The sequence below is a fragment of the Staphylococcus nepalensis genome, from assembly GCF_002442935.1.
Classification (GTDB): Bacteria; Bacillota; Bacilli; order Staphylococcales; family Staphylococcaceae; genus Staphylococcus; species Staphylococcus nepalensis.
In genome coordinates this window covers 874,866-892,919 of record NZ_CP017466.1, presented here as the reverse complement: position 1 = coordinate 892,919, position 18,054 = coordinate 874,866, and the positions used below count along the sequence as shown (strand labels likewise).

The following is an 18,054-nucleotide window of genomic DNA, read 5'->3' as shown; positions in this document are numbered from 1 at the left end:
CCTCACCTCTACCCAAATAATTGATTAATTAAGTTAATAGCTTGTTGTGGTTTGGTCATACCGTGAATCAACATTCTACCACCTTTAAAGCTAACAATTCTGTGCTTTTTATATTCAAAATGTAACATATATGGATTACGTTTATAAGGTATAGCTTGGTGTATTAAAAACGTTTCCAACATTTCCTGGGAAATATCTGAATTCTCATACTGTACTGTATCTCTCCCACATAAACTTGCAAACTGTCTTTCAGTCGCATTGAGGTGTGGGTAGGTAGGCTGGGAGCCACAAGTTGGGCATGATGCATTATAAAGTTTAGTAAAGCCAAATGTAAAATGCGTACCTTCCCAAATATCTCCGTACGTCAATTTTGGCGTGGTTGCTTCACCAATCAATATCTTTAGCGCATCTCGTAATTGCAAACTTGTTGTCATAGTAACTGCAGGTTGGATGACCCCGACAGTATCGCAAGTCATATTAATGACTGGTAATTGTGGCATTAGACAATTGAAACAAGGCGTTTTATCAGGTATAAATGTAGCTTCTACATAAGTGCTCTGTACCACACCACCATAAATCCAAGGAATAGTCGCTTTATAAGCAAAATCATTAACCAATTGTCTTGTTTCAAAATTATCCGTTGCGTCTAAAATAAGTTGTACATCTTGAGCATATGTTTCTAAAAATAGTCTATCTACATGTTCAATATATGGATTTAACTTCAAATCTTGACGTATTGCCATTAAATTACGCTCGGCAGCAATTACTTTAGGTAAGCGCTCTTGTGCATCCATTTCTGTAAACATTGTTTGTCGTTGCAAATTACTATATTCAATATAGTCTCTATCTACTATCGTTAACTCACCTACACCAGCTCTCGCTAAACCTTCAGCAAGATGTGTACCTAGAGCACCCATCCCCACAATTAATACATGCGCATTCATAATTTTTTCTTGCCCATTAGAACCTATATGTTTAAATAACATCTGTCTTGAATAACGTGCTTCATTCACGATGACATCCCTCACTTTGCGTCATTATTTCTATTATAAATCTTGGATTACTTTGTAACAACGGTTTGAGTGCATTATTCGAAAAACGAGCGTATTCCCTATGTTTAAATTAAATTAGATTAATGTGTCTCTAATGCAATCATAAACTAGCACCAGTACTTAGTTATTAAAATATTATGTAGATTAGTAGTGCTTCTACAAGTATTTAAATGATTGTATTTGTTTGCCCAATCTGATCTTTCTTAGAATTACAACGGTGTCTGATTAGAAAGATTAAATGCTGGTTTATGCTTAATCATTTTCACTGTTATCACTTCAAACTTTAATTTTCAAACCGTCATAAGCAATTGTCGATGAGATCCCCGCTTCGCTTAACTGTCGTTCTAATTTTTTCGCTTGTAATTGAGTTAAACTTTCTGTTGCTTCAATATGCGTGAAATATGTATGTTTAGCGTTGATGTTTTTAGCAATTTCCACACATTCTTCAAACGTAGCTTCGCCTAATGTACTTAACATACCTTCCTCATGAATTCGCTCTTTTGTAACAGGGTTTACTTCGTTACTACCAAAAGGTAAGATAGCTACATCTACATCCTTTACTTTATTAATCGGTTGAAAACCTTTGAATTCATCTGGGATTATGAGTAGTCGTTTGGTAGGTGTAGTTATATAAAAACCAAAAGCAATTTTTTCTGATAATTGAATCCATTCAATCGTTGTATCTTTAATCGTAATCTTTGCATTATTACTTACAATTTTTAATTCAACAACCCCTATTTGTTGTAAATACAACAAATGATTCCAATGCCCAAAATATGTTTTAAAATCTTCTACTTCTTGCGATGTTAAATATATTGTTGTGACTTTCGATTGGGGTATTGTGTTCACAAAATCAAAATTAAGTGTTTCCCAAATTCTAAGACCCATTGTATGATCTGGATGCCAATGCGAATATATACCATATTTAATATCGGCTATTTTTGCTTGTCTTAACTGATAAAATATATCTTCTGAACTATCAATTAAAAGTTTCAAATCGTGAATAAAAAGACCAGGGCTGGTTCGTATAGGCACATCTTTATGTTGTGAAACTGAATCAAAAAGTGAAGGCCCACCTCCAGCAGTTCTTAAAAATTCTACAATCATTATAAAAGGTCTCCTTGCTATAAAATTATGCTTATTATATACACTTATCACACCAATATTCAAACTTCTAATCTAAAAAGAGCAGAAACAAAACCAAATTTAGATTTGATTTTAATTCCCACCTTTTTAAATAGAAGCTATATTTTAAAAGTTATTTATAGACATGGCTTCACATACCATTTATTTCCAATTTTTATACATAATATCATTTTAAACTTCACACTATAATATCACTCGATATTGATAACTTCATGTGCTAGCCGTGCTGCTTCATAATTAGAATGCGTAACAAAAATGATTGGAATTTGCCATAACTTAAAAATGCGTTTAACGAGTGAAATGCTTTCTTCTTTAGTCGTATCATCTAAACTAGAAAATGGCTCGTCTAATAATATTAAATCTGGTTTAGTACTTAGTGTTCTAGCTAACGCTACACGTTGAGATTCACCGCCCGAGAGCCGAATTGGAAATTTAGTTTTCAAATGTTCAATATTTAATTGAGTAATTAAAGTATCAATATGATCAGAAGGTTCTGCCATAAATGTAATATTTTGAAAGACGTTCATATGCGGAAATAACTGATAATCTTGAAATAGATAACCTATATTACGATTTTGAATTTTCACATCAATATGATTGATTGTGTCTGTCAGAGTATGATTATTTATGCTTATTAGGGCTTGATCTGGTTTTCGTAAACCTGCTAGCATATTTAATATTGTCGTTTTACCGATGCCTGAAGGGCCCTTAATTGCATAAATTTTAGGTTCAGTATCTTCAATTTTAATTCGGAGTTGTGTTTGATTTAGTAAATGCTTTAAATCTATTGTTAACATTAACGCACCTCTCGATAAACATCTTTATTTAACACATTAATTGTACCGATTACAGTTACAGCAAATGCTACCAACACTAATACCCAGAGCCATGCTTGATTCTCTTTTCCTTGTTCCACTAAGAAATATATCTCTAATGGTAATGTATTAGTTTTATTAGGAATATATCCCGCCACCATTAACGTAGCACCAAATTCACCTATTGCACGCGCAAAACTCATCATGATGCCTGATAATATAGGTCTTTTAGACAATGGAAGAATAATTTCAAAAAATATTTTCCGCTCACTTGCCCCCATTGTTCTAGCCGTATTCAACATCTTGTTATCAATACTCCGGAAGCCTTGTACAGTATGCTGATACATTAATGGGAAACTAACGATAATCGACGCCAACACTGCTCCAGTTAATGTAAATACGACTGGCAAATGTAATATATCCGTAAAAAATGAACCAATTATACTTCGTGGAGAAAACACTATTAATAAGATAAATCCCATAACTGTCGGAGGTAAAACAATGGGTAAAACAATCATACTTTCTAGTAATCTAGCAATAAAACCATGACGTTTATACAACCATCTTGATATAACAATACCTAAAATTGTAACGATGATCGTACTAATAATTGCTACTCTTAACGATATCCAAAATGGTGTGACATCTGGCATTTATAAGACCTCCTAAGCATTGAATTTATATTTTTTTAAAATTTCTTTTGCTTCGTCTGTTTTTAAGAACTTAACCCATTCTTTAGCTAAGTTTTTATCTGAAGTTGTAGCTGATTTATATGTAATTGGATTTTTTAGGTTTGCAGTTTCAATTTCTTTCACTTTACTTTTTCCATTTTGCTGACTTTGGTATAAATCTGTTTTATAAACATACCCTAATTGAGCATTGCCTTTTTCTACATAATTCAATACTTGTCGCACGTCTTTTGCAAAAACTAAATGCGGTTTTACATCATTAAAAAGTTGATTATCTTTTAAATATTGCTCAGCATATTTCCCTGCAGGAACTGACTTAACTTCACCAATAGCTAACTTATCATCATCTTTTAAATCTTTCACGCTTTGATAGTCGCTATCTTCAGCGCCAATTAATACTAAAGTATTTTTGGCATATTGATATTTATTTTGAGCTTTTTCTCCTAAAGCATCAACATCTTTTGTATTCGCAGACATAAAAACATCAACAGGCGCCCCCTTTTCTATTTGTTGTCTTAAAGCACCTGATCCACCATAATTAAATGTAATATGTGCATCTTTATGCTCTTTTTTGAACGCTTTTTCTAAATCTTTAGTTGCATCCGTCAAACTAGCTGCGGCTGCAATATGTAGTTCGTGTTTGGCATCGTTGCTATTAGATTTTGGCTCATCATGATTACCTTCAGTATTGGAACATCCTGCTATCATGAGACACATCATAACACATGCAAAAATGATATATTTACCTTTTATTTGCATTTAATCTCCTCCTATTTCTTTTAATTATATGCTTATTCATTTCAAAAAAAAAGAGCAGATACGTAAGTAGAAATTACCTTGTATCGCTCTTTATATGATTATTTATTATTATAAAGTTTCAATAAAACGCTCAAACGCCTCTTGACCCTGTGACGTATTTTTAAATACGCCTGCATCTTCTAGTACACGTTTGAATTTATGTCCAACTTCTTTTTCGATGATTTCATCGACATTTTTTTCATTAATATCATAGTTTGCTTTCATTTCTTCAGCCCATGTCTGGTGCGCGCCTAATGATTGCTGATGATTTCCTAATAAAAAAGCCTTAACTTCTTGCAGTTCTGTTTTCAATCGTCCAGGTAGAATAGCTGTACCCATGACTTCTATCAGTCCGATATTCTCTTTTTTTATATGTTGTACATCTTTATGAGGATGGAATATGCCATCAGGGTAAGTTTCTGATGTCTGGTTGTCCCTTAAAACAACATCCAGTTCATACTGACCATGTCTAAAACGTGCAATAGGTGTGACAGTGTGGTGACGGTCACCTTCATCACTATATGCTCTGATTGCTACACTTTCATCTGAATAATTATTCCATGCGAGCCTAATACATTCTGCTGCTTCTATTAAGTTTTCTTTATTAGTACTTTTGAGGCGTATCACACTCATTGGCCAATGTAATGTAGATGCTTCTACGTTTGTAAACTGTACCAATTTAAAGTTTTGAAGTTCTTTAGCATTATCCATGGGAAAGGTATGTCTGCCAGATTGATAATGGTTATGCGTAAGAATCGACCCACCAACTAACGGTATGTCCGCGTTAGAACCAATAAAATAATGTGGAAATTTGTCTACAAAATCCAATAATTGCACAAATGTTTGTTTATCAATATTCATTGGCACATGCTCTTTTGATAGAACGATACTATGCTCTTTAAAATAAGCATAAGGTGAATATTGAAATCCCCATTGCTCATCTCCTAAATTCAGTCTCACTATACGATGATTTGTTCTTGCTGCTTGCAAAACAGAGCCTTTAAATCCTTCATTTTCTAAACATAATGCACATTTAGGATAGTCTGTTGAAGGCGCCTCTTTAGCTTTAGCGATTTGCTTTGCATCTTTTTCGGGTTTAGATAGATTAATAGTTATTTCAAGATCACCATACTCATTTGATACGTCAAAATGGATGTTATTTGCTATAGCATCTTCTTTTACGTAATGATTACGTTTCGTAATATTATAAAAATAATCGGTAGCTTCTTTTGCGTTTCGCTTGTACAATTCATTAAATTGATCGTTAACCACAGATGGTCGCGGTGTAATTAAATCTAAAATCTGAGCCTCAATAATTTCTTTATTATACAATGCGTCATCAATACAGTTTGCTTTTATTGCTTCTTGAATCCAGTCTTGCGCAATAGCATTGGCTGTAGCGTTTGGGCTAAATTTAGGTGACGCTGTGTCGTCTATACCAGATGCATTTAAAATACTGATCAACCTGTTTTGAATATAAATGGCATCTTCCTTTTCATAATCACCATATGTGGTAGCATATGAAACAAATAACTGCACAGAATGTTGATTCAATAACATGCATTATACCTCCTGATATCCGTTTGGATGTTTTTCATGCCATTGCCACGCTGAACCGATAATATCGTGAATATCGTCATGTTTAGGTTTCCAACCCAATATTTGTTGCGCTTTATTACTTGATGCAACAAGTTTACTTGGATCGCCTGCTCTTCTTTCGCCAACAACAGCGTTGATTGGTTTATTTGTTACTTTTCTTGCAGCTTCTAAAATTTCAAATACAGAATAACCTTGGCTACTTCCTAAATTAAAAGCTCCAGATTTTCCGCCATTTTTCAAATGTTGAAATGCTAAAATATGCGCGTCAATTAAGTCTACAACATGTAAGTAATCGCGTATACAAGATCCATCTTCTGTATCATAATCATCGCCGAAAATCGTCAGTTCTTCTCTTTGACCCAGTGCAACTTGCAATACGATTGGGATTAAGTGTGTTTCTGGTCTATGATCTTCACCGATCACGCCATTTTCTTTTGCACCTGCCACATTAAAATAACGTAATGCTGCATAATTAACACCATAAGCTTCGTGGCTCCAGTGCATCATTTTTTCCATCATTAATTTACTTTCGCCATAAGGGCTCGTAGGTGTTTTAGAATCGTCTTCTGTAATTGGTACAGCATCTGGTTCTCCGTAGACAGCTGCTGTTGATGAGAAAACAATATGTGCTACATGATGGTCGTACATTACTTCTAATAGCACCTGCAAACCATAAACATTATTATTAAAATATGCTAGTGGTTTTCCAACAGATTCTCCAACTAATGAATAAGCACAGAAATGAAAAACGCCTTCAATATCTTCATTTCCAAATACACTTTCTAAGAATGCCTTATCACGTATATCGCCCTCATAAAATTTTGCCTCATTATGCACAGCTGCTCTATGACCAGTTCCCAAGTTATCTACAACTACAACATCGTAACCTCGATTGATTAACTGATCTACTGCATGACTTCCAATGTAACCTGCGCCACCTAATACTAATACAGACATAAAAAAATCCTTTCTAATTTATATTTTGTGTTTATATAGTTTTAACGCCATCACTGATACCTACATGATAAAATGATGGTTCATAACCTATTTTTGCCAAGTATTTTTTGGAAACTTCATCTTCTAATGCTTTGATTTGTTTTTTGTGTACTAACGCAATCGCACATCCTGCAAAACCTGCACCAGTCATTCTTGCTCCTAACACGCCTTCAACTTGTTGTGCTGTTTCAGCTAGCGTATCGAGTTCCATGCCTGTTACTTCATAATCGTTTTTCAATGATGTATGTGAATCATTTAATAACTGACCAAATTTTTCAAAGTCGTTGTCGGATAATGCTTGATGTGCAAGTTTAGTACGTTCATTCTCTGAAACAGCATGTCTCGCTCTTCGCCGTTGTACTTCATCCTTAATCAGCATTTGATACATTTCAAATTGATCCATTGTTAACTCACCTAAAGACTGAATATTTAGTTCTTGCTGTAATGATGCCAATGCAGATTCGCACTCACTTCTACGTTCATTATATTTACTTTCAGTTAATGAACGTCGTTTATTTGTATTCATAATTGATATGACATAATCACCAAATTTGGCGGGAACAAAATCATATTCTAATGTTGCTGTATCTAATAAAATAGCATGTTCTGATTTACCCATTCCAATAATAAATTGATCCATAATACCAGAGTTAACACCCATAAAATGATTTTCTGTACGTTGTCCTATTTTAATAAGTTCTAGTCGCTCTAAATCCAAATTAAATAATGCTTTTATCAACCAACCTGTTAATAGTTCAATAGAGGCTGATGACGAAAGACTTGCACCATTCGGTATATTCCCCTCCACCAAGATATCAAAGCCTTGGTTTATACCAGGAAAAGATTCTTTTAAATATTTTATGACCCCTTTAGGGTAGTTTGCCCAGTCATCGTCCTTCTCAAAAACCAAGTTATCTAAATCTAAAGTTATCATGCCAATATTTTCAAAATTATTAGAATATAGACGAATCAATTTATCGTTTCGTCTAGCAGCTAAACCGTATGTCCCTAATTCAATTGCTGCTGGGAACACATACCCTCCGTTATAATCTGTGTGTTCACCAATTAAATTAATACGCCCAGGTGCAAACGCACTTACTTCAGCTTGCACATCAAATAAATCTTTAAACTTATTGCGCATTGCTTCTATCATAATAATCCCACTCCTTTTTAAAGACGATATAAAAAATACAATTCATGGTAGTAAACTTAAATAAAGTTTACTTGTTTACTAAATGTTTTGTCAATGTGCTTTGTTTTTTACTTTAAATGTAGCACGTTCTTTTAATTGTGCTTCTGCAATGACATGAATAGCAATTTGTCTTGTATTATTTATTCTTTCTTCTGCCATTCTTACTGCGATTCTTCCGTACTCATTTATAGGTATATGTACGCTGCTGATAGAAGGGACTGCATATTGAATAATTTCCAAATCATTAAAACTAATCAATTTAACGTCATCTGGTAAAGTGATTTTTTCTGCTTGTAGTTGCTGTAATATGCCGATTGCAACCATGTCGTTACCAGCAATAAACACTTGAGGTAAATGATTTGTTTTCAATAATTCTTTTACTGCATTTACACCGTCCTCTTTATTCCAACCGTTAAGCAATGATTCACTTATTATTTGGCGTTTTTTACACCATTCCGTAAAAGCTTTAAACCTTACGTCTTCAATTTGTGTATTATTTGAAGTTGGCAAACCTTCCAAGTTTTTGATCGTGTGTGTGCCACCTACATAAACAATATGATTTAATCCTGTGTTATCAATATCATTTAATAATTGCAGCATGGAATCATATAAATCTGAATATACTGCGTCTATAGATTTAGGCGTATTAGGGTTATTAATGACCACAATGTTATGGTTATATTTCTGTAGTTCTAAAATTGATTCGGACGAAAAGTTCCCTACTACAATAATAGCTCCTGCTTTCGCTATTTTAGTTATATCTATATCATCATATTCCCCATCAATACGTAGCGTTCTCTTTAACGATAAATTTAATCGTTTAACCTCCGCTTCAATTGCTAACCTAATTTCTCTGTAATATGGATCAGACATTTCTTTTGCACGTGAAGCATAAGTAATAATTTGAATACTTTTATTTTTTCTTTCCATTTTTTTATATTGTAAATTTTCAGCGGTTTCATGAATTCTTCGTCGTGTTTTTTCTGCTACAGATAATGTAGGATCGTTATTTAATACACGTGATACTGTGCCAGGGCTCACTTCCGCTTCGCGCGCAATGTCTCTGATGCTAGCCATTTAGCTTTTCACCTCTTTATATTTGTTTACTATAAGTTTACTTCTATGCATCCTATATAGCAAATATATTTATTGTAGTTAAATTAGTTCAGAGTAGTACAAATTAGTCTTCTTTTAAAATATTTTTTTAACAGATGTTATCAAGATTACTAGGAACAAAAAAATGGAATAAAAAACATGTTCATCTTTACGGGATATTGTCGCCTTTTAAAATATTTTATGTCCTACGCATATTGAAACTGTTTATTTTTTTTGCAACTCGAAATGCGCTAAAATAAATAAGTGAATATGAATTGGGGGATGAATAATATGAATGAAGACGTTTTAACAAATCAGCATATTGTACGATATGAAAATGGTAATCTTATAGAGACGACTGACCATTATGTCACAGAATTCCCATTAACCATCATGGTCAACGGAGAAGAATTTGCTACGGTCATTTGTAGTCCAAATCATATGGAAGAACTGGTCCTAGGATTTTTAGCATCAGAAGGTGCTATTTTAAAAAATAATGATTTAAAATCAATTCAAATAGACGATAGTAAAGGGTTCGCTCATGTTGAATTAACTAAATCACTCAATGAACGTTTTGAATACTCAACTAAGCGGATGATTGCCTCGTGTTGTGGTAAAAGTCGTGAATTTTATTTTCAAAATGATGCGGCAATAGCTAAAACATCTATGTCAAAAATCACTTTAATCCCGTCTCAAGTACTCAATATGATGACACGTTTACAAAGTGCAAGTAAAATTTTCAAACAAACCGGCGGTCTTCATAATGCTGCTATTAGTGATGGTGAAGCTTTTTTCGAACATAGACAAGATATTGGTAGACATAATGCACTAGATAAACTTTATGGTTATTGCATTCAGCACCATATACCTATCCGTGATAAAGTGCTCATATTTAGTGGTCGTATATCTTCTGAAATACTTATTAAAGCTGCTAAGATTGGCGTTGGCGTTATTTTATCTAAATCTGCTCCAACCACATTAGCAGTATCGCTTGCCCAAGATTTAAATATTACTGCAATTGGTTTTATTCGTGATGGCAACTTTAATGTTTACAGTCATCCAGAGCGTATTACTGCAACAAAAACTAATTAAAAAGCGGGACAACGATTTCATTTTTTAAATGATTTCGTTATCCCGCTGAAACTACCGGAACTGAGAAAAGCGCACGAAGATTGATACTTTTACATACCAAGCGACGCATCTTCAACAATGATATAAACTGTGTTTTTCGACTTCTCTTAAATATGTTCTTTTACAATATGATAACAAAAGCTTATGTATACATAGCCTTGTTTAACATACATATCTTTTGCACTATCTTCTCCATCAGCAATCAAAATGATTGGTCTTCGGTTAGCTAACTTTGCTACAACGCTTTGCATAACGCTACCAACACCTTGTCTTTGGTAACATTCTAATACACAAAAGCCGTCGATTTCCACTGTATCTTCTGTCACAATCAAATCTAATATACCAGCTGGTTGCCCATGTTTGTAAGCGATAAGACGCGTCTTGGCATCATCATTAAAGTGATTTTGAATCATCCGCGTGCTTTCTTCAACGTAGCCTTCACCATATGGTGCTGCGAATTGCCTATAAACACTAATATAATCCTCTAGCGTTGTTTCATCTACAAATGCCACTTTCACTTCGTCATCTGCATGACCTTTAAATTGTTGTGGCTCAATCGCATATAACTCCATTAACCCCAATTCAAATTGTTCATTGTTAATCAATGCTATCCATTGTTGATCCAATTCAACATTTTCAGGAAAAGTAAAAGTTAAATGATTAGAATTTTGCTGTTTATGCATATGTGTCTGTGTAGCAATATCCATTTTCCACTGGTAAATCGAAGGCATTTGTTTATATACCCACTTATTGGCATCAAATACTAAAGGGGTAGTTGGCGTTAAATAAATTGATTTATACCAATCATTATCATAAATATCCCCGGGTTGAAAAATATCATTTAAAGATATATTCATAACTACCTTGCCCCCTTACTCATAATAATTACTTAAGTAGTTGCTTAAATTGACTATGATTTAACATGATATTACCTATAAAACTAGCTATCACAGCTTTAATAATATCTGCTGGCATAAATACAAAAGAAAGCAACACAGATTTAGACATTGGTATGTTCGTCATAATTCCCATTAACAGCGTACCTCCAATATCTAATAAAACTACGCCTATCACTATAGTTGTAATTAATAATACAACAAAATTAATTTTTTTAAAATATAAGTCTCTTACAAGTCCAATAAGGTATGTAATTACTGGGTACATAAATAAAAAGCCTGCTGATGGTCCAGCAAACACACCAATACCGCCTCGACCGCCTGATAGTAACGGAAGACCCGTAGCCACTAACAATAGCAATACAATAATACTTAATGTCCCATATTTACGTCCTAATAAAATAGCAGCTAAAAATATACCAATATTTTGTAGCACAATTGGTACAGGCATAATAGGCAGTGGTATAGCAGGTATAAAGCCTAATATTGCAATAATTGCTGTCATTAGTGCCGTATAAACTAAATATTTTGTTGACATCATCAAACCTCCTTTGATGATGAAAATTATACCATTAATGTAAACTATATAAAATAAAAAGTTTACATTAATGGCGCGTCATTTCATTTTAATCCAAAAAAGCGAGATAATGAAATCTCATTTTTTAAAAGATTTCGTTATCCCGCCAATGGTGATCAACTAGAAAAAGAAATACATAAGCTAACGCCCTGTACAAAAACTTAATATAAAATCACTTCTTATTAACTAACGGCTAACAATATTTTAGATTTATTCAAAATATTGTTTGATATCATTCAAATTTTCAAATGATTATTTGCACCTTGGTCTTTTAAGAGTGGGCTTATGAATTTAGATTTAAAAATTTCTCTTTTAAATCTTTTCTCATAAATTCTAAGGTATATGGATCATTGTACCAGTATGTTTCTGCTTTTACCTCTATAACTCTATCATTTTGAACAGCCGGTAAATTTTTCCAAAGATCTGTTTTTTTATAACCTGGTTCTGATTTGCCTTCACTAGTTGAAACAATATAATCACCTGCATAGTCAGCAAGTTTTTCTTGTTTCACTTCAGCCCATCCTTCTTTTTTAACTAATTCAGTCAATTTCTCAGGTGCTTTCAAACCGAATGCTTGATACATCACTTCACCGCCGCGACCCCAGTTAGGACCATAAGTATAAAGTTTTTTATCAAACTCATCAAAAATTGAGACTGTGGCATCTTCCCCAATTTTATCTTTAATTTCTTTTCCATCTTTTTCAGTTTGTGCTTTCCATTTATCTTCCCATTCTTTTACTTTATCTTCTTTTCCAAGTAGCTTACCTAACTCTTGTTGTTGATCTAAATATTTATGTTTACCATAGTCATAAGCTACGGTCGGCGCAATTTTTTTATACTTTTTGATATTTTTATCATTAGAATAAACTACAATCAAATCTGGTTTCGTTTTTGCTACTTTTTCAACATCATTTTCCCCAATTTTTTCTACGCCTTTAAATTTATCTTTTAAAATCTTACTACTATCAACTTGTTCGTTTACTGCAACTATATTACCACCTAAGTATTTAATGCCACCAGCATACGTTGGCGCGACAACTGCAATACGTTTAGGGTCTTTTGGTATATCAATTTTCTTACCACTATCTAAAGTGTAAGATTTCGTCTCTTCTTTTTTATTATCAGTGTCGTTTTCTGACTTATTCCCGCAAGCAGCTAATACTAAAACAAGTGCGATAATTGAAAATAATAATTTTTTCATAATGTTCCCTCCATTGAAAATGATTATCAATACCATTGAATTATATAATGCTTAGTCTTTTTTAACAATAGTAAAATATGAAAATTTTTACTAATTTTAAAGTTAAAAAATAAGCCTCCTAGGTTTTTAGGAAGGCTCATTCAAACATAAACCGATTATCTTTTAATTTTAATTTTAATTCAAAATGCTTTGGTATCTCTAGACCACGGTAAGCTTTCGTATCACAAACCGTCGCCTTGACTATCAAAAGGCACCACCTAATACAATGAATTTGTACAACTTTGCCTTCTATATTAATATAATCATATAGAAATAACCCATCGATTTAATTCATTATTTTGATACCACATAACTATTTAATATTTATACTCGTCATTATATAGGCAAAAACATAAAGCTATGAAGTTTCTGACAAGTAAAATACAAATGGTATCAAATTGGTTCCAATGTACAATAGCTAATCAAACAATCCCATCAGTGATTTAGATATATTAGTATAAGCCATATCTTCCATCGGCGGATTATGCAACCCAGCACGCATATCTCTATAATAACGTTGCAATGGACGTTCCATTTCTAAGCTTTTAGCGCCAACAATACGCATTGCAATATCAATCACTTCTAGCCCTTGATTCATAACTAATACTTTACTAGCTGACGTTTCATTCCAAACCGGCTCATCTTGCTCATGATTGTATAGTGCGGCCGTGCTCCATAAAAAATGACGGGCTGATAGTAATAATGATTCCATTTTACCGATATTTTGTTGGACAGTTGGTATATCACCAATGGCCCCCTCTATACTTGCCGGGCTATAATTCTTAGCAAAATCAATTGCATAATCTCTTGCTGCTTGAGCAATCCCTAAATAGGTACTAGGAATATGTAAAATCCATCCATTCGGTTTTTTTCCGCCTGCCCCTCTAATTTCAACAAAATTTTCTTCTGGAATAAAAACATCATTTAAAATTAAATCATGACTTTCAGTAGCACGCATACCTACCATATTCCAATTATCTGCAATTTCAACACCTGGCGTGTTTTCTGATATCAAGAAGAAACCTACTTTATCTATTTCTTCATAATATGCACTGACAATAAAATGGCTCAATCTTTTACTCATTGAAGTGAAAGTCTTAACACCATTCATCACAAAACCATCGTCCTTTTTAACTGCATTAGTAGCCGGTCTAGCGCCACGCGTTGGACTTCCTGTTTCTGCTTCACTGATAGCTCTATTAACCAAAGCACCATGTTTCACAGAGATTGCAAAGCGATCTAACATGTCTTGTTCCCAAGCTTGCTGCTCATATAATTGTCCAACGACGCTAAGATGCCAACCTATTGAAAGTGCTGTAGCACCATCAATAGCTCCTAAATAGGTTTGTAGCACTACCATATCTTCGACAGTCGCACCTTCCCCACCATAAGCTTTAGGCAATGTTAATAATGTATAGCCTTCTTTGACCAACCAATCAATATTTTCATATGGAAAACGTGAATGTTTATCGTTATAATCAGCTTTTTCTTTAAATTGTTCTTTGACCGTATTGAATTTTTCTATCCATTTCTTTTGAATACTCGTATGTATTAATGCAGAATAATTCACTATGTCCACCTCTTTTTTAGCCTTTCCTTTATTTAAACTTAGTGTAACACTCGCTTATAACGAAAGAAAGCCTTCCAAACAATAAATCCTTACTTTACCGATAGGGTTTATTGTGATACTTTGTATTTATTGATAGTCTAGGGGGTAAAAAATGATTTCAGTAAAACATTTAATACATAAATATAAAGACAATACCATACTTAATGATGTGAGCTTTTCGCAAAACAAAGGTACTGTGACAGCTATTATAGGTCCAAGCGGTTCAGGTAAAACAACGCTCCTTAGAACATTAAATGCATTAGCTATACCAAAATCGGGCACCATCCAAATTGGCAACAAAACATTTGTGGGTGATAAGCATTCCAAAAAAGAGATTTCCCAACTCCGAAAAAACTCCGCTATGGTTTTTCAAAACTATAATTTATTTAAAAACAAAACTATTCTGGAAAACATTACTGTAGGGTTGATACATGGTAAAAAAATGCCAAATAAACAAGCAAATGAAGTAGCTATTTCTTATTTAGAACGTTTTAATTTATTAAATCAAAAGGATAAATATCCTTCTCAATTATCAGGTGGCCAAAGCCAACGCATCGGTATTATTCGCGCTTTAGCACTCAATCCAAAAGTATTACTTTTAGATGAACCTACATCTGCACTTGACCCTGAATCAATTCAAGGTGTTTTGTCACTCATCAAATCCATTGCACAAGAAGGTATGACAATGGTCATCGTCACACATGAAATTCAATTTGCTAAAGCAATTGCCGATCAAATTTTATTTATAGATGAAGGTGAAATATTAAAGGAAGGTTCACCTCAAACCGTTTTAGAATCCTCTGATTCTAAAAGGATAAACCGTTTCTTAAATACCGTAGAAACGGAGCGTGAATTAACATGAACCACAATAAATACTTTCTTCTAGTTATTGGGGTTTTTATTACAATGCTGTTAAGCGGGTGTAATAAAATGGAAGAATCCGATAATCAAAAAAGTAAAAAAGAAATTAAAGTAGCTATATCTGCAGAAGTGAACCCGCCATATTTATATACAGATGAACATAATGAATTTACAGGGTTAGATATCGATTATTTAAAACGCTTAGAAAAGAAGTTACCTCAGTATCAATTTAAATATGAAGTTGGTGAAGAAGAGTCAAATTTAGTCGGTATTGGCGCTGGGAAGTTTGATATGGGCATTAATTGGTTTTTTAAGACACCTGAACGAGAACAACAATTTCTTTATCAAGATGTCCCTTATAGTTACGCTTTACCTTTAATTGTTGTTAATAAAAATAATGCTGATATACATTCGCTAAACGATTTACCGGGTAAAAAATTAACTCCGATGGCACCAAGTGGGGGTTTGTATTCTATATTATCTCAATATAATAAATCACATACTTCAAAGATTAATATTGATACCATCCAAGAACCTTCCAATGGTGACAATTTAAAAATGATAAGTGATGCTAGGCGCGATGCCATATTTTTAAATTGGAACACATACAACGCAATACAGAAACAAATCGGCGCTGACGTTAAAATTGGCGGCATCGTAAAAAAAGAACCATTGCATATTGTCTACAACAAAAAACATCAAAAATTACATGACGATATCGATCAAGCTACACAAGAACTTAAAAACACAGGTGAATTACAAAAACTTTCTAAAAAATATTTCGATATTAATGTATTTGATGATTTAGATGAAATCAATAAGCAAAAAGATAAATTGGAGGTACAATCATGAATGAACCTGTAAATTGGCTTTCTTTATTTGGGCAAGTTTTACAACAATTACCTTTGACTCTATTAATATTTGTACTTTCTTTTGTATTTGCGCTTATACTCGGCTTTGTGCTAGCAAGTATTCGTATCAAAAAGATTAAGATACTCTCAACAATCGTTCGAGTCTATCTATCTTTTATTCGCAGTACGCCTTTAATCTTGCAACTTTTTTTGGCATATTTTGCATTGCCACAACTACTATTAATCATACAAATTGATATAAACCACTTCAGCAGATTATTTTTCGTGATTTTAGCGTTTACCTTACATACAGGGGCTTATCTATCTGAAATTATAAGAGCGGGATATCAATCTGTAGATTACAGTCAAATTGAAGCGGGTCTTTCAGTTGGATTATCTTATCCTCGTATTTTAAAGGAAATCATTATACCTCAAGCTTTACGTAATAGTATTCCAAATTTAACAACCCAAATCATTGAACTATTAAAAGATACATCGCTAGCATTTACTATTGGAATTATAGACATGATGGGGCAAGTTAAATTAATTATTGGGAATAACTATGGGTTAGGTATGCTAGAAGTATACGTCGTGATATCAATAATTTACTGGTCCATTGCACTGATAATCCAAAGTACATTTGCTCTGATTAACAAACGAGCCCAAAAACCTTATAGCGTTTAAGGAGGAAAACATTTTGCCATTTATTATTTATACAATATTAGAAGTCCTTAAAGGTGTACCAAACACAATAATGATTTCCCTTATAGCAATGATTGTCGGGCTGATTATTGGAACACTATTCGCGTTTATTCGAACTAAAAATGTACCCATACTCTCTCAACTTATCGTTATATATAATTCATTTTTTAGAAGCACACCGCTCATTGTTCAATTATTTATGATGTATTATGGGGTGCCAAAGCTCATTATGTGGTCCAATGAACAATTTGGTTTTGCAATAAATCCTGATGTTTTCTCGCCGCTAATCATCGCGTTTATTGTTTTTTCTTTACATGCTGTTGCTTATTTATCAGAATCTATCAAAGGCGGTTTACAATCCGTTGCTAATGATCAAATTGAGGCTGCTCAAACAGTAGGTCTTTCAACATTAAGAACCTATAAAGAAATTATATTGCCACAAGCATTTAATTACGCCCTTCCAAATATTGAAAATCAATTTATCATGCTTATCAAAGGTACTTCATTAGCGTTTGCTGTTCAAGTTACTGAAATCATGGCTGTCAGCCATGTTATCGCTAATGAAGGTTATCGCTTTATAACAGTATATAGTGTTGCCGCAATATTTTATTGGTTACTTGCTATTTTGTTAGAATTGGTGTTTTCAAAAATAGAAAACCGCACATCAGCTTATATGTTCACTAAAACTTCAGCATAAAAAAGAACAGAACGGAAATTTCATTTTATCAACGAGATTTCCGTTCTGTTCTTTTTTATATGTACTTCATTCTAAAAATGGCAACCAATTTATTTTTAAATTGAATCA

The 18,054-nt window shown here is 33.3% G+C and carries 18 protein-coding genes; 5 read left to right on the top strand and 13 right to left on the bottom strand.

The features are described from left to right. Positions 1-8: 8 nt before the first annotated feature. The 9 genes from BJG89_RS03915 to BJG89_RS03875 all read right to left on the bottom strand — a co-directional run bounded on the left by BJG89_RS03915 (position 9) and on the right by BJG89_RS03875 (position 9,364). Positions 9-1,013: a ThiF family adenylyltransferase gene (locus BJG89_RS03915; RefSeq protein WP_096808655.1), complete on the bottom strand. Its 1,005-nt coding sequence runs from the start codon at positions 1,011-1,013 to the stop codon at positions 9-11. Positions 1,014-1,328: 315 nt separating this feature from the next. Continuing rightward, positions 1,329-2,159: an MBL fold metallo-hydrolase gene (locus BJG89_RS03910; RefSeq protein WP_096808654.1), complete on the bottom strand. Its 831-nt coding sequence runs from the start codon at positions 2,157-2,159 to the stop codon at positions 1,329-1,331. A 230-nt stretch (positions 2,160-2,389) separates the two neighbouring features. Then, positions 2,390-2,995, bottom strand: coding sequence for an ATP-binding cassette domain-containing protein (locus tag BJG89_RS03905; RefSeq protein ID WP_096808653.1), 606 nt, complete (start codon positions 2,993-2,995; stop codon positions 2,390-2,392). Next, complete coding sequence (modB, locus tag BJG89_RS03900; RefSeq protein ID WP_096808652.1) at positions 2,995-3,666, bottom strand: molybdate ABC transporter permease subunit; 672 nt, start codon at positions 3,664-3,666, stop codon at positions 2,995-2,997. Before modB ends, BJG89_RS03905 begins: the two co-directional genes overlap by 1 nt. Before the next feature lie 12 nt (positions 3,667-3,678). Next, a complete protein-coding gene (gene modA / locus BJG89_RS03895) occupies positions 3,679-4,455 on the bottom strand; it encodes a molybdate ABC transporter substrate-binding protein (RefSeq protein ID WP_096811199.1) in 777 nt (258 codons plus the stop codon). A 114-nt stretch (positions 4,456-4,569) separates the two neighbouring features. Then, complete coding sequence (galT, locus tag BJG89_RS03890; RefSeq protein ID WP_096808651.1) at positions 4,570-6,060, bottom strand: UDP-glucose--hexose-1-phosphate uridylyltransferase; 1,491 nt, start codon at positions 6,058-6,060, stop codon at positions 4,570-4,572. 3 nt (positions 6,061-6,063) lie between these two features. Continuing rightward, the gene (gene galE / locus BJG89_RS03885; RefSeq protein WP_096808650.1) at positions 6,064-7,056 is read right to left on the bottom strand and encodes a UDP-glucose 4-epimerase GalE; all 993 of its coding nucleotides are present in this window, start codon (positions 7,054-7,056) and stop codon (positions 6,064-6,066) included. Positions 7,057-7,087: 31 nt separating this feature from the next. After that, the gene (locus BJG89_RS03880) at positions 7,088-8,248 is read right to left on the bottom strand and encodes a galactokinase (protein WP_096808649.1); all 1,161 of its coding nucleotides are present in this window, start codon (positions 8,246-8,248) and stop codon (positions 7,088-7,090) included. A gap of 90 nt (positions 8,249-8,338) precedes the next feature. Next, entirely contained in the window at positions 8,339-9,364 is a 1,026-nt protein-coding gene (locus BJG89_RS03875; RefSeq protein ID WP_096808648.1) for a LacI family DNA-binding transcriptional regulator, read from the bottom strand. Positions 9,365-9,673: 309 nt separating this feature from the next. Between BJG89_RS03875 and fdhD the strand changes: the two genes are divergently transcribed. Then, positions 9,674-10,474 (top strand): formate dehydrogenase accessory sulfurtransferase FdhD, encoded by an 801-nt coding sequence (gene fdhD / locus BJG89_RS03870; protein WP_096808647.1) that lies wholly within the window; start codon positions 9,674-9,676, stop codon positions 10,472-10,474. Between the two features lie 146 nt (positions 10,475-10,620). Here fdhD and BJG89_RS03865 read toward each other — a convergent pair whose 3' ends face one another. The 4 genes from BJG89_RS03865 to BJG89_RS03850 all read right to left on the bottom strand — a co-directional run bounded on the left by BJG89_RS03865 (position 10,621) and on the right by BJG89_RS03850 (position 14,796). Next, positions 10,621-11,370, bottom strand: coding sequence for a GNAT family N-acetyltransferase (locus BJG89_RS03865; RefSeq protein WP_096808646.1), 750 nt, complete (start codon positions 11,368-11,370; stop codon positions 10,621-10,623). Positions 11,371-11,398: 28 nt separating this feature from the next. Continuing rightward, the gene (locus BJG89_RS03860; RefSeq protein ID WP_096808645.1) at positions 11,399-11,947 is read right to left on the bottom strand and encodes a biotin transporter BioY; all 549 of its coding nucleotides are present in this window, start codon (positions 11,945-11,947) and stop codon (positions 11,399-11,401) included. Between the two features lie 322 nt (positions 11,948-12,269). Beyond that, positions 12,270-13,187, bottom strand: a complete 918-nt coding sequence (locus BJG89_RS03855) for an ABC transporter substrate-binding protein (protein WP_096808644.1) — start codon at positions 13,185-13,187, stop codon at positions 12,270-12,272. 457 nt (positions 13,188-13,644) lie between these two features. Further along, positions 13,645-14,796 carry an acyl-CoA dehydrogenase family protein gene (locus BJG89_RS03850; RefSeq protein ID WP_096808643.1) on the bottom strand — a complete coding sequence of 384 codons (1,152 nt, stop codon included), beginning with the start codon at positions 14,794-14,796 and terminating at the stop codon, positions 13,645-13,647. 151 nt (positions 14,797-14,947) lie between these two features. Between BJG89_RS03850 and BJG89_RS03845 the strand changes: the two genes are divergently transcribed. From BJG89_RS03845 to BJG89_RS03830, 4 genes are all read left to right on the top strand, one after another. Continuing rightward, positions 14,948-15,697, top strand: coding sequence for an amino acid ABC transporter ATP-binding protein (locus BJG89_RS03845; protein ID WP_096808642.1), 750 nt, complete (start codon positions 14,948-14,950; stop codon positions 15,695-15,697). Between the two features lie 68 nt (positions 15,698-15,765). Then, the gene (locus tag BJG89_RS03840; protein ID WP_369970492.1) at positions 15,766-16,548 is read left to right on the top strand and encodes an amino acid ABC transporter substrate-binding protein; all 783 of its coding nucleotides are present in this window, start codon (positions 15,766-15,768) and stop codon (positions 16,546-16,548) included. Then, positions 16,545-17,231, top strand: coding sequence for an amino acid ABC transporter permease (locus BJG89_RS03835; protein ID WP_096808640.1), 687 nt, complete (start codon positions 16,545-16,547; stop codon positions 17,229-17,231). The genes BJG89_RS03840 and BJG89_RS03835 overlap by 4 nt, the downstream gene beginning before the upstream one ends. 13 nt (positions 17,232-17,244) lie before the next feature. Continuing rightward, the gene (locus BJG89_RS03830) at positions 17,245-17,946 is read left to right on the top strand and encodes an amino acid ABC transporter permease (protein WP_096808639.1); all 702 of its coding nucleotides are present in this window, start codon (positions 17,245-17,247) and stop codon (positions 17,944-17,946) included. Positions 17,947-18,054 lie beyond the last annotated feature (108 nt).

Bases quoted from the DNA above. Each gene is read 5' to 3' on its own strand.
- BJG89_RS03875 (WP_096808648.1), bottom strand. From the start codon at position 9,364: ATGGCTAGCATCAGAGACATTGCGCGCGAAGCGGAAGTGAGCCCTGGC.
- BJG89_RS03910 (WP_096808654.1), bottom strand. From the start codon at position 2,159: ATGATTGTAGAATTTTTAAGAACTGCTGGAGGTGGGCCTTCACTTTTT.
- BJG89_RS03855 (WP_096808644.1), bottom strand. From the start codon at position 13,187: ATGAAAAAATTATTATTTTCAATTATCGCACTTGTTTTAGTATTAGCT.
- BJG89_RS03905 (WP_096808653.1), bottom strand. From the start codon at position 2,995: ATGTTAACAATAGATTTAAAGCATTTACTAAATCAAACACAACTCCGA.
- modB (WP_096808652.1), bottom strand. From the start codon at position 3,666: ATGCCAGATGTCACACCATTTTGGATATCGTTAAGAGTAGCAATTATT.
- BJG89_RS03840 (WP_369970492.1), top strand. From the start codon at position 15,766: ATGGAAGAATCCGATAATCAAAAAAGTAAAAAAGAAATTAAAGTAGCT.
- galE (WP_096808650.1), bottom strand. From the start codon at position 7,056: ATGTCTGTATTAGTATTAGGTGGCGCAGGTTACATTGGAAGTCATGCA.
- BJG89_RS03880 (WP_096808649.1), bottom strand. From the start codon at position 8,248: ATGATAGAAGCAATGCGCAATAAGTTTAAAGATTTATTTGATGTGCAA.
- BJG89_RS03860 (WP_096808645.1), bottom strand. From the start codon at position 11,947: ATGTCAACAAAATATTTAGTTTATACGGCACTAATGACAGCAATTATT.
- BJG89_RS03845 (WP_096808642.1), top strand. From the start codon at position 14,948: ATGATTTCAGTAAAACATTTAATACATAAATATAAAGACAATACCATA.
- BJG89_RS03865 (WP_096808646.1), bottom strand. From the start codon at position 11,370: ATGAATATATCTTTAAATGATATTTTTCAACCCGGGGATATTTATGAT.
- BJG89_RS03835 (WP_096808640.1), top strand. From the start codon at position 16,545: ATGAATGAACCTGTAAATTGGCTTTCTTTATTTGGGCAAGTTTTACAA.
- galT (WP_096808651.1), bottom strand. From the start codon at position 6,060: ATGTTATTGAATCAACATTCTGTGCAGTTATTTGTTTCATATGCTACC.
- fdhD (WP_096808647.1), top strand. From the start codon at position 9,674: ATGAATGAAGACGTTTTAACAAATCAGCATATTGTACGATATGAAAAT.